The organism is Candidatus Melainabacteria bacterium, from assembly GCA_003963305.1.
Taxonomy (GTDB): Bacteria; Cyanobacteriota; Vampirovibrionia; order Obscuribacterales; family Obscuribacteraceae; genus PALSA-1081.
This window is the reverse complement of the sequence record RXJR01000021.1, coordinates 26,578-37,500: the sequence shown is the minus strand read 5'-3', so window position 1 is coordinate 37,500 and position 10,923 is coordinate 26,578. Positions and strand designations below refer to the sequence as shown.

The window sequence follows — 10,923 nt, the reverse complement described above, 5'->3', positions numbered from 1 at the left end:
CACGGCTCCGAGTTCTCAGGGCCTTGAACTGAAGGAAAACCAATCAGTAAATGATCCATTGTATTTTGCTGCTGCTCAAACTGGAGTAAAGCTTGGCGCTGCTCAAAGTGACATTGCTGCAGTGTCTCAACGATATGGTTTGGATCCAGTAGCAGTGCAGCGATTTCTTGATACCAAATGCGAAGGCATGATTGCAAGAGCAAAAGGCACGATTACCAATAAAGTACCTGATGGACTTGGTGGTGGTGCATTCCCTGGCCGATATGTCGAAGGTACATTCAAGAACACTGGAAATGCATTTCGTATGCGAATGTTTCTGGACCAGCGCACGAAGCGGATCGTGGCTGCTTGTGTGGTTGGAAAAACAAAACGCGTCTATTCCTTACAATCAAACAAATTCCTGGATTCGCTTTATATGTGGTCTTCTTGAATCTCAGTTTCGGCTGGATTCTTGAGCGTCTGCTGTCCGTTTTTCTTTTTATCCTTCTGCTCGACCGAGCAGCTTCCGGACATTCAAGTTTGGATACCCAGCCTGGGCAGTATCCATAGTTGAAGCGCTAGATATATCCCGATGAAAAGCAGAAAGCTGAACACAGATTCCATGGTTAATTCAACTCGTGCAGCTTCTCGCCTTGCGGAATAGTCAGGGCTTGATAGGAACCTGAGCGTGTCCAGCGACCGGATGTAATGCTCTGGGCTTCGAATCTGACGCGTTCAGCTTCGGCTGATCTTCCAGTTGCTCTGAGTAGATTTTGATAGTTTGAAATAAGGTTGTTTACGGCTGGGTGATCGGCGCCCAGAGCTTGTGTTCGTATTGGCAAAGCTCGCTTGTATAGCGGTTCTGCTTGTGCATATTTCCGCTGAGCGTGATAAAGCATTGCCAGATTGTTGGCGATGATACCAACATCCGGATGATGATAGCCCAGAGTGTCTTCGTAAATCTGCATTGTTCTGCGGCAAAGAACCTCTGCATCAGCGTACTTTCCTTGTTTCCATAGTACTTCTGCCAGACTTTCAAGTGTTATTGTCAGTCGGGGATCTGTTTCTTTGAAGTGTTCGGCACGACGCATTGCTCCATGCCACATCTCTTCGGCTTTGGCGAAGTCTCCAACCATGAGTGCCTGTTCTGCGGACTGTCTGTATTGCGCCCAGGTGATTTCGCCGTGTTGAACCGGCATCAACCGATCTTGAGACATGGTGTCATTTAGTTTTTCTTGCGGCTTGATCGTGATTGTATTGAACTGTCCTGATTTGGTCAGTTGTTCCGCTGTCACCGGCGCCGAGGCGCGCGATTCTACCGTAGACGAGCGACCCATAATGCGCAAAAGGTCTTTGTAGTTGCTCAGTAGATAAGCGACATCATGATGATCTGGTCCAAGTGAGCGCGTCATGATTTCGATGGCTCGTTGATATAAAACCTCAGCCTGCTCATATTTGCCTTGAGCCTTATAGAGCATTGCTAAATTGTTTGCGGTCACACCCACATCCGGATGTTCAATTCCACGAGTTATCTTGAAAATCTCAAGCACTTGCTCGCATAGAGCTGTCGCTTCAGCATACTTACCCTGATGCCAGAGTGCCTCGCCCAGACCTTCTAATGTCACAGCGAAGCGGGCGTCGAACTTCTTGAACTTCTTGGCTTGTTCATAGGCGGCCAACCACATTGTCTCGGCGCAGGCGTAATCACCCTCCTGCAGAGCTTCTTCTCCGGCTATTTGATATTGATACCAATCAGCGTTCACTTGTGCTCTAAGACTCCAATAGATCCAATCATTCCACCTTCAAAGCATAGATGAAAGCTTGAATTTTCGTCTAGGTCCAATACGTAATCACTTTGTCTTGATTTTTCTCCTTGCATTTATACACAATCTCTTGAGCCGATTGTGTTCCCCTGATCGTCAAAAAAGGTCGAGTGGCGTTCGGCGATTTCGCCGTCTGAACGGTAGGTTAAAGTGTCTATGCAATTTTGTCTGCCGCTCGAACTATAGCCCTTTATTTCTCGCTTTAAGACCGCATGATTGGCTGGGTCGAACGTTTGTAATTCTTCCAGGAGCGGATTGCTGTTTGAATTAAAGAGCATCTTGTTGTACTTGATCAGATTGCCGGAGTTGTCGAAAAAGAATTCTTCAGTCGTTGAACGTTGCTGCTCGGAATGCCACTGAATTTGCTCCCGATGAAGCAAATTGCCTGTGTGCGGATCCATTCGGTGATTGACTGTGGTGGCAGGAGTGCCATCGCAATTGTATTCAGTCTGTCCCTGAAAGATGGTGCGAATACCTATCATTTCTCTTTCCACACGTCGAACTAGTTCGCCGCTGGGGCTGATGACAATTATGTCTTCGCTTGCTCTGTCGTTGTCGAAGTAAACGATGTTTTTGGTAAGTGTATCTCCGTCAGGCAGCGCCGCTGTTTCGAAGATATGTGTGATCGCACCGGTTTTGGTATCAAAGAACGTTTCTGAACGTCCGTCTCGTGACCGTTTCTGTAAGCGAATCAGCTTGTGGTCTTTGTCGTATATCTTTTCTAGAAAAACGCCGATGCGTCTGTCGCTTGAAATTACATGGTAAGTGGTTACGCCGTTGCCATCGACTCGAGTGCCGAGATCTAGATCTTGGCGCTGGGCTGGCTCAATTTCTAATAGGCGTTCATCGCCTTGCTCTGATGTCATAAAAGGATTCCATGTTTTAAAAATCGTTTCCACGCCAATGCAGCCGGGGCTATACCGACGCGTGAAACTAGTATGTTTGCTGATCTGGGCGAAGGGGGCAGGGCCGGGGGAGGAGATAATACTCCTAGGGTGAGCTCAGAATAATTGGAAAAAATTAAGATGTCAAGTGAAATCTTGCAAGAATAGAAAAAATTTTTCTATCCCAGCGCCAGACCGCCGGTCGCCGTTTCTTTGTACTTCTGATTCATATCGAGACCGGTCTGCTTCATCACTTCGAGGGCTCGGTCGAGACTGACCAGATGTTGCCCGTCCGAAGCAAGCGACAATGACATTGCGTTTAATGCTTTCACCGCGCCCATAGCATTGCGCTCGATGCAGGGAACTTGTACCAATCCCATAATCGGGTCGCATGTCATGCCCAGATGATGCTCGATGCCGATTTCTGCCGCATTCTCAATCTGATTGGGCGTGCCGCCCAGCATCGCCGTCGCTCCCGCTGCGGCCATGGCGCACGATGTGCCCACTTCGCCCTGGCATCCCACTTCGGCACCGCTGATGGAGGCATGTGTTTTTACCAGGGCACCAATTACGGAGGCAACCATCAATCCATTTTGCAGCGTCTCTTCCGAGAGTTGATTCGATTCTTGCAGAGTTCTCCATACTGCAGGAATGAGCCCTGATGAGCCGTTTGTGGGAGCAGTGACGACGCGTCCCCCGGCGGCATTTTCCTCATTCACCGCCATTGCGAACACCGACGGGCGTAAATCATTGCCTGCCCATCCAGGCGTTTTTCCAGCTTTCATTTGCTCCCACATGGCCTTAGCTCGCCGCCTCACGTGCAGCCCGCCTGGTAAGATGCCTTCCGCGCTGAGACCCGCAGCAATGCATTGGTCAAAGGTGCGTAGAATTTGTGATAGATTCTTTCGCAGTTCAGACTCGCTCATACCTTTCGCTTCTTCGTTGGCGATGACCAACTGCCATGGTGCGATTTTGTTTTTATTGCACTGTTCAACGAATTCTGCCGCACTGTTGAATGGATACGGCACTGGTTTTTGCGCATCAGCCGCTTGCGGTGCTTGTCTTTGACCGGTCTTCGCATCGATCGGCTCGACGAATCCACCGCCGACAGACAAGATGATTTCTTCTGCAATAATCTCATCTGCTTGCCACAAACGAAATCGAATCGTGTTGGGATGAGGCAGCGGACCATCGTCTAAAAACCAACCTTGCCAGATGATGTCTTCTGAAGGTTTGAAATACGCAGTCACGGCGCCCAGTTTGACCTGCGGATTGCTTTCCAGATCCGGCATTGCCGCCCAGATTTCGGCTGGCGCGGCAGATTTGGGATGCAGCCCTATCAACCCAGCGCAGACCGCTCCGTCAGTTGCGTGTCCTCGACCGGTGGCAGACAAACTGCCGTACAGTTCCACCTTCAGTTTCAAGTTTTCTGAGGATTTTTTCTCCGCCAGATTGTTCAGCGCTAATTTCCTGAATTCAAGCGCAGCAACCATTGGTCCGACGGTATGCGAACTGGACGGTCCGATACCGATTTTGAACATGTCCAGAGGACCAATTTGATCTGCGCGAGTGGGATTCATTGCTCCTGGCTGTCAATGGATGAGAAGCTCAGCTGATGCCGTTTATCTGGTATAGGCGATTGTACTACCTCTATACGTTTTTGATGACGACGAGGATGTCATAGGTTCGAGGCTGAGTAGTTATAACCAAATGTTGACTTAGATGCAATGCGGCTCTGCTTATTAAAGGACTGATTTTTCCGATCTGGTATAAAACAAGGTCTGATCGGAGGAATTCGCATGTTGACATTGACCAGCCCGGGTATTGAAGAATACGCGCAGTCAAAGACTGAGCCGACCAACGCGCTGTTGGACGAACTCCACAGAGAAACACACGCGCGCATGGAATACCCGCAGATGTTGACTGGACCTATAGAAGGTTCGTTTCTGCGACTGATGGTTCAAATCACTGGTGCCAAATCGATTTTGGAAATCGGTATGTTCACTGGTTATTCTGCGCTTTCGATGGCGGAAGGTTTACCAGCAGACGGCAAACTAACGACGCTAGAAATAAATCCGAAATGCATCGAATTTGCCAAAAAATATTTCGAGAGAAGCGAGCACGGCAGGAAGATTGTTGTTAAAGAAGGTCCCGCACTGGAATCATTGAGGCAGCTGGATGGACCATTCGACCTGGTTTTCATCGATGCCGATAAAGGAAATTACAAAAACTACTACGAAGCGGTGTTGCCCAAACTAAAGAGTGGGGGCATCATTTTGATTGACAATGTTTTGTGGAGCGGGGCTGTACTCGATCCTAAAACTGATGATGATAAGGCAATCGACGCCTTGAATAATCACGTCGCTGGCGACAACCGCGTTGATAAAGTGTTGTTGACTATTCGAGACGGCGTCTTCTTCATTCGCAAGAAGTAAAACACGATACTACCGTATAAACCACAAAGAGACTGAATCTTCGGAGAACATATGAGCACCAAACTTGAGGAAATGAAACAGACAAAAGTTGTCGACGCCCTGAATGCTGAAAGCATTGGTAAGTCGATTAGGCTCTGTGGATGGGTCAGAACGCGTCGAGATTCGAAAGGCGGGTTCTCGTTTCTCGAGATAAACGACGGCTCGACGCTAAAGAACGTTCAAGTTCTGGCCGAGGCGAAGTTGCCTAACTACGAAGCCGAGATTCTTCAGATTGGTATCGGCAGTAGTGTGGAAATTTATGGTGAAGTTGTTGCCTCTCCTGGTAAAGGGCAGGCAACCGAGATCAAAGCTGAAAGCGTGAAAGTATTTGGTTATGCCGATCCTGCTCATTATCCTTTGCAAAAGAAAGGTACTTCGATGGAGTTCCTGCGCTCCATCGCTCACTTGCGCCCGAGAACAAATACTTTCGGCGCAGTTGCTCGTGTAAGAAACGAGATTTGCAAATCGATTCACAACTTTTTCCAGTCGCGTGGATTCATCTATGTGCACGCTCCGATCATCACGGGCAGCGACTGCGAAGGCGCCGGTCAGATGTTCAAAGTGACTACTTTTGATTTGCTTGATGTGCCGCGCAAAGAAGATAAGTCCATCGATTTCGAGCAGGATTTCTTCGGACGTCCAACAAATTTGACCGTCAGTGGTCAACTCGAAGCGGAAATCTACGCTACCGCGTTATCCAATGTCTACACATTCGGACCGACATTCCGCGCGGAGAATTCCAATACTTCCCGCCATCTGGCTGAGTTCTGGATGGTCGAGCCGGAGATGGCTTTCTGCACGCTCGAAGGAAACATGACTGTAGCAGAGGAATTTTTGAAGACCATCTTCAACGATGTCCTCACAAATTGTGGTACTGACATGGAATTTTTCAATGAGCGCATTGATAAAACAGTGATTGAGACATTGAAAGGCATTGTTGAGAGCGACTTTGTCAGACTGACATACACTGAAGCTGTAGACATTCTGGTCAAGTGTGGTGAGAACTTCGAATTTCCGGTTTCCTGGGGAATCGATTTGCAGTCGGAACATGAACGCTACTTGACCGAGAAGAAATTCAAGAAGCCCGTCATCGTCAGCGATTATCCAAAAGATATCAAAGCCTTCTACATGCGCCTCAACGAAGACGGAAAGACGGTGCGCGCGATGGATGTGCTTGTTCCGAAGGTGGGCGAGATCATTGGGGGCAGTCAGAGAGAAGAGCGCCTTGATGTGCTGGAGCAGCGCATGAAAGATTCTGGGCTCGACACTGAAGAATACTGGTGGTATCTAGACTTGCGCCGTTTCGGCACTGTGCCGCATGCCGGGTTCGGTCTGGGACTGGAACGTACTGTGCAATTTGCCACCGGCATGGGCAACATTCGTGACGTCATTCCATTCCCACGAGCACCTAAGACTGCAGACTTTTAGTCAGCTAACATTTGCCCAGCTTCTGCGTTTGTTTGTCGCTCATTAGCTGCAGGAATTTATTTGTCAGCATCGTCAGTGCTTCTGCAGAGTTGACACGACTGGACAACTCTGACGACGCGCCGCGAACGTCAAGCGTTTTGCCGCCGGTGTGCACTTTCAGGCATGATAACTGGGGGTACGTCTTGGTCGTTTCGCGCAAAGCTTCATCGAGGCAATATTGAACAGTTGCGGTATCGACAATATTTGACAGGTTCGCTGCCACCATATTTAGTGCGTAAAGAGTGCGGGCTAATTTGGTGGATTGTTTGAGGATTCTCCGCAAATCTATTTCGGCTGTGTCGCCGCGCCTGTAGGCGACTTCCTCAGGTGCGTCTGCCTCGGGTGCAGCAGTAATCACAGGTTTGATCAATTCCAAACTGACCATTTCGCTCAAGGTTTGCAATATGCTGTAGCTGTCGACTGCCACCAGCGGCAAAATCTCCTCGACCGACAAATCGAGCTCTATCAGTTTCCAAATTTTGGGAGCCAACGATTGAATTGAATCCGGCAGTTCTTTCCATTTCGGAATATGCGGCGGCGTACTGAAGGTGGCGTTGATTCCGCCTACCTTCTCCATCAATTTCGGCATCTCATCTGAACGTCTTGCTCCTTCTACCAGCAGTCGCTCGATTGGACGATCTAGCGTCGATTCAACTGGTTTGCCGTCATTGTCGGCGGAGCGCTCAAAGGCGAAATCAGCCGGGTCTTGCACAGCAAGCAGTTCAAAAACGGCACAGTCACCGGTTAAATGCTTGAAGTTCGCTGAAATCAGATTTCCTCTGTCGAAAACAAGTTTTGAACCAGGATTCGCATGGGTTGGAAAAATATTCAATTTGCCTGACTGGCGCGACGAAGCGACCGCCTGAATAACGGTGGGCAGGTCGAAAAAGGCAGTATTTCCCTCCAGACCCGGCGCTTTGAATGCTCTTTTTCCGTCTCGCTGCTCAGCAAGCTTCTCCAGTTCCTCTCCAAGAACGGGAAATTTGGACTTCAGGTCTATTGAAGCCTTTTTTGAAAGCTTTAGAATCACAGCCTCTTCCGGCACTCGAATAGTTGCTGTGCGCGGTTGGTTGTTGAGCAGCGACATTTCACCGAAACACTCTCCTGCCGTCAGGTAAGCAATCGGCTTGGCGTCTGCTTTTCGTTTGACTTCGACTGAGCCGTGCCTGATGATATATAGCCCATCGCCCGGATCACCTTCTTTGAAGACGATGTGCCCCGGACCGCAATGCTTTTCGACCAGGCTGAGACTCAGCCCGTGAATGATTCTGTCGTCTAATAACCGCAGAATCGAACGTTCTTTCAGAAACTGCACCAGTTGTTCGCGTTCTTGGTCTTGCAAGGATTCAATCATTGCCGCAATCTCATGGAAATTGTCTGAAACCGACAGTATCGCAGATTTCCTAATATTTCACCATGTACCAACCACAATATCAAATGGTCGGGATATTGCAAGACATGTGACGTATATATGGCACTGCATCTGGTGGCGGGTCCATTCCAGGACAGTTGCAGCAAAAAGAAAAAGCGAAATGTATTTAGCGATGGCGACGAGCGGATTTTTTCTGTTTTGAAGAGGTGCGTTTGGTTGTCGCTGAACTTTTGCCTGGTGCATGAGATGGCTTGCCTGATGCCGCTTTTGCTTTGTTCGGCGCAGGTTTCGCTGCGCCTTTCGCTGCGTCTTTCGCTGCGTCTTTCGGTTTGACTTTTGACCCGGAAGCATTCGGTTTGGGCGAACCGGGTATAGTGCGAAGCGTTTTCAAAGATGTTGTTGCAACTGTTCCCCGATGCAGTTTTTCCCAGTTTCTCAGGGCCTGCACTCCCAGCTCGAATCCAGCTGCATCGACATAAAAATTATGCGCGCCGTCGTTGCGCGATGGCTCTCTAACGTAGTAGATGAATCCTGTGTTTGCCGGCTGCAGAGTCGCTTTCAGGGAAGATAAGCCGGGATTGCTCACTGGTCCCGGCGGTAGCCCTGTGACCTTGCGTGTGTTGTATGGTGAGTCGCGATTGACGTCACTGAGGTAGACGATGCCGTTGTTTCGCCATTTCCCCGCCAGTTTTGATGCATAAACGATCGTCGAGTCGACACTCAAGGGAATGCGCTGACGCAAGCGGTTATAAATTACAGAGGCGACGACCGGTCTTTCGCTTGCGAGTTTGGCTTCCGTCTCAATTATTGAAGCAATGGTCACAACCTCGTGCGGTGTTTGCTTTCTGGCTGAGGCCAGCGCCGCCAGATCTTTGTTCCAGACTTGATGAAAGTGTTCGACACTACTCTCAAGCAACTGTTTGGCAGTCGTGGTCGATTGCACGAAATAAGTGTCGGGAAACATGTAACCTTCCAGGCTGGTTGCTGTCGGGTCAAGATCTTTTATAGACGATGTGTCGTTCATTAATGCCAGCGCCTGCTCGGCATTCTTTAGTTTCAATGTGGGAATGGCCGCCATAGCATGAGCGATATCCCATCGGGTCCAGCCCTCGATGATGGTCAGTTTGCTTGCAGCCGCGCCGCCTTCGACCAACTTTTGAACAACGTCTTTGGGCGAAATTGGAGATGGAAACTGGTAGTCTCCCGCTTTGATTAACGAACCCACGCCTTGAATTTTAATGTAGAGCTTGAGAGTGGAGCCATGCTGAACAATTCCGTCGGCTTGCAGCTTCTGCACTATCTGGTCAGTGCTGCTACCCATGGGGATATTGACGGTTTTTCCAGCCATTTTATGTTCGATTGGACTGTTCAGGTCGTTCCAGACCCAGCCACAGGCAGCAACGGCACAAAGAGTGCCGATCACCGCGATTAAAAGAATGAATTTGACTGCCTTCAATTTCGATGCGATTCTACGCGCTAACACATTGATCGATAAATCTTATTATGCTTCACTGGCTGTAGCGTCATTACTAACAGATCCTTTTACACATATGGAAGAAGATTGGTTCCTGCTGGGACTGGAAGCTTATCAGAATAAGGACTATGCCCAGGCCATCGAGCTTTTGCAGAATGTCGCTGCCGACCAGTGGGATGCCCAACTTTATCTTGGCATGAGCTACTACATGGCTGGGCGGCATCTGGATGCGCGTAAAAAGTTCGCACATATGCGTGATAACTGTCCCGTTACCCCTCTTCGAGAGAAGGCGTTATCGGCATATTTGATGGTTCATTCAAAAATCCAGCAATCAGAACATTTGAAGAAGCAGGAAGACGAACTTACCGTCGAGTGGTGATGAACCAGGCTCAGTCTTCTGCGATGACTTCGCAATCGACCATTTTGCTGCCGCTGACGATTCCAAGCTCTTGAGCGGCTGCGTAAGAGACGTCAATGACTCGGTCTGCTGTAAACGGTCCGCGATCGTTGATCACGACGACGCATTGCTTCTTTGTTTTGCGATGGGTGATGCGCACTTTCGTTCCAAAGGGCAGGGTTCTATGCGCTGCCATAAATTTTGTTTTGTCGTGCAGCGCACCTGAGGCAGTTTTTTTACCGTGGTAGCAGTTCGCGTAATAGTCGGCATTCCCGGAAAAATCTTTGACCGTGGGCGATGCTATTGCGCTTACAACGGCGAGCGTTGTGCAGAGAAAGGCGGCACTGAATGTGGTGCCAATGGTTTTTAGCATATAAACGCGTTTCCTGATATGCAGACCAGTACTGTCACGAGAGAACCTATCAAATCAGACTCGACATTCTAACGCATGAGTCCGAATTTCCTGTTGGCAACGGTTTGTGCCGTGATTGAAGGCGATTGCTTGACATTGCCTTTGAAATCTAGGATAATTGGATCAAATTCCTTCGTTTTTAAGGGCTGCAGAATGGATAATTTGGATTTAATGGCTCTCAACCATTTGATGGAAAATGGGCGTTCTTCCTGGTCGGAGCTTTCCGGCGTTTTAAATCTTTCCGGACCCAGTACAGCCGACCGTGTAAAGAAGCTGGAAGAAGCAGGCACAATCAAATCTTACGCTGCAGTAGTCAATCCTGATGCGGTCGGCTGTTCGCTTTTGGCGTTTGTGGCGGTAGTTCTGGAGCACCCGAAACACAGGGCTGCTTTCGTCGAATTCGTGCACAATGCCGACGCGGTGCAGGAGTGTCACCACATAACGGGAGAGTATGACTACTTGCTCAAGATTCGTTGTCAAAACACCGCTGAACTGGAGCACTTGATTTCGAATGATTTGAAAGACTCAGGTGGAGTCGCAAAAACGCAGACGATCATTGCGCTCTCTTCTGTCAAGGAGACTTTGAAACTGCCTCTCAACAATCTGTCGGTCAAAGTGAGCAGAGGCGATAAAGTTTGAGG

The 10,923-nt window shown here is 49.0% G+C and carries 11 protein-coding genes (1 of these 11 only partly in view); 5 read left to right on the top strand and 6 right to left on the bottom strand.

What is annotated here, in order from left to right; genetic code table 11:
• Nucleotides 1-430, top strand: the 3' portion of a protein-coding gene (locus tag EKK48_20165) for a hypothetical protein (protein RTL38759.1). Its footprint begins 329 nt before the window's first position; the window shows 430 of its 759 coding nt (coding positions 330-759); the start codon falls outside the window, past its left edge; it ends in the stop codon at nt 428-430.
• 175 nt (nt 431-605) lie between these two features.
• Here the strand turns inward: EKK48_20165 and EKK48_20160 are convergent, their stop codons facing one another.
• The 3 genes from EKK48_20160 to EKK48_20150 all read right to left on the bottom strand — a co-directional run bounded on the left by EKK48_20160 (nt 606) and on the right by EKK48_20150 (nt 4,266).
• Complete coding sequence (locus EKK48_20160) at nt 606-1,742, bottom strand: tetratricopeptide repeat protein (GenBank protein ID RTL38758.1); 1,137 nt, start codon at nt 1,740-1,742, stop codon at nt 606-608.
• A gap of 116 nt (nt 1,743-1,858) precedes the next feature.
• Nucleotides 1,859-2,668, bottom strand: coding sequence for a hypothetical protein (locus EKK48_20155; protein RTL38757.1), 810 nt, complete (start codon nt 2,666-2,668; stop codon nt 1,859-1,861).
• A gap of 197 nt (nt 2,669-2,865) precedes the next feature.
• Nucleotides 2,866-4,266 (bottom strand): L-serine ammonia-lyase, encoded by a 1,401-nt coding sequence (locus EKK48_20150; GenBank protein ID RTL38756.1) that lies wholly within the window; start codon nt 4,264-4,266, stop codon nt 2,866-2,868.
• A gap of 219 nt (nt 4,267-4,485) precedes the next feature.
• Here EKK48_20150 and EKK48_20145 point away from each other — a divergent pair, with 219 nt between their 5' ends.
• Both EKK48_20145 and EKK48_20140 read left to right on the top strand, forming a co-directional pair.
• Nucleotides 4,486-5,121: a methyltransferase domain-containing protein gene (locus EKK48_20145; protein RTL38755.1), complete on the top strand. Its 636-nt coding sequence runs from the start codon at nt 4,486-4,488 to the stop codon at nt 5,119-5,121.
• A gap of 72 nt (nt 5,122-5,193) precedes the next feature.
• The gene (locus EKK48_20140; protein ID RTL38891.1) at nt 5,194-6,588 is read left to right on the top strand and encodes an asparagine--tRNA ligase; all 1,395 of its coding nucleotides are present in this window, start codon (nt 5,194-5,196) and stop codon (nt 6,586-6,588) included.
• Between the two features lie 4 nt (nt 6,589-6,592).
• Here EKK48_20140 and EKK48_20135 read toward each other — a convergent pair whose 3' ends face one another.
• Nucleotides 6,593-7,981 (bottom strand): cyclic nucleotide-binding domain-containing protein, encoded by a 1,389-nt coding sequence (locus tag EKK48_20135; GenBank protein RTL38754.1) that lies wholly within the window; start codon nt 7,979-7,981, stop codon nt 6,593-6,595.
• Nucleotides 7,982-8,165: 184 nt separating this feature from the next.
• Nucleotides 8,166-9,488 (bottom strand): endolytic transglycosylase MltG, encoded by a 1,323-nt coding sequence (gene mltG / locus EKK48_20130; protein RTL38753.1) that lies wholly within the window; start codon nt 9,486-9,488, stop codon nt 8,166-8,168.
• Between mltG and EKK48_20125 the strand changes: the two genes are divergently transcribed.
• Complete coding sequence (locus tag EKK48_20125; GenBank protein RTL38752.1) at nt 9,442-9,852, top strand: tetratricopeptide repeat protein; 411 nt, start codon at nt 9,442-9,444, stop codon at nt 9,850-9,852. The genes mltG and EKK48_20125 overlap by 47 nt on opposite strands.
• Before the next feature lie 10 nt (nt 9,853-9,862).
• Here the strand turns inward: EKK48_20125 and EKK48_20120 are convergent, their stop codons facing one another.
• The gene (locus EKK48_20120) at nt 9,863-10,243 is read right to left on the bottom strand and encodes a septal ring lytic transglycosylase RlpA family protein (protein ID RTL38751.1); all 381 of its coding nucleotides are present in this window, start codon (nt 10,241-10,243) and stop codon (nt 9,863-9,865) included.
• A gap of 192 nt (nt 10,244-10,435) precedes the next feature.
• Here EKK48_20120 and EKK48_20115 point away from each other — a divergent pair, with 192 nt between their 5' ends.
• Nucleotides 10,436-10,921 (top strand): Lrp/AsnC family transcriptional regulator, encoded by a 486-nt coding sequence (locus EKK48_20115; GenBank protein RTL38750.1) that lies wholly within the window; start codon nt 10,436-10,438, stop codon nt 10,919-10,921.
• Nucleotides 10,922-10,923: the final 2 nt, after the last annotated feature.

What these genes read in the sequence shown, in the direction of transcription:
- EKK48_20155 (RTL38757.1), bottom strand. Translation starts at nt 2,668, where the DNA reads ATGACATCAGAGCAAGGCGATGAACGCCTATTAGAAATTGAGCCAGCC.
- EKK48_20150 (RTL38756.1), bottom strand. Translation starts at nt 4,266, where the DNA reads ATGAATCCCACTCGCGCAGATCAAATTGGTCCTCTGGACATGTTCAAA.
- EKK48_20145 (RTL38755.1), top strand. Translation starts at nt 4,486, where the DNA reads ATGTTGACATTGACCAGCCCGGGTATTGAAGAATACGCGCAGTCAAAG.
- EKK48_20140 (RTL38891.1), top strand. Translation starts at nt 5,194, where the DNA reads ATGAAACAGACAAAAGTTGTCGACGCCCTGAATGCTGAAAGCATTGGT.
- EKK48_20135 (RTL38754.1), bottom strand. Translation starts at nt 7,981, where the DNA reads ATGATTGAATCCTTGCAAGACCAAGAACGCGAACAACTGGTGCAGTTT.
- EKK48_20120 (RTL38751.1), bottom strand. Translation starts at nt 10,243, where the DNA reads ATGCTAAAAACCATTGGCACCACATTCAGTGCCGCCTTTCTCTGCACA.
- EKK48_20115 (RTL38750.1), top strand. Translation starts at nt 10,436, where the DNA reads ATGGATAATTTGGATTTAATGGCTCTCAACCATTTGATGGAAAATGGG.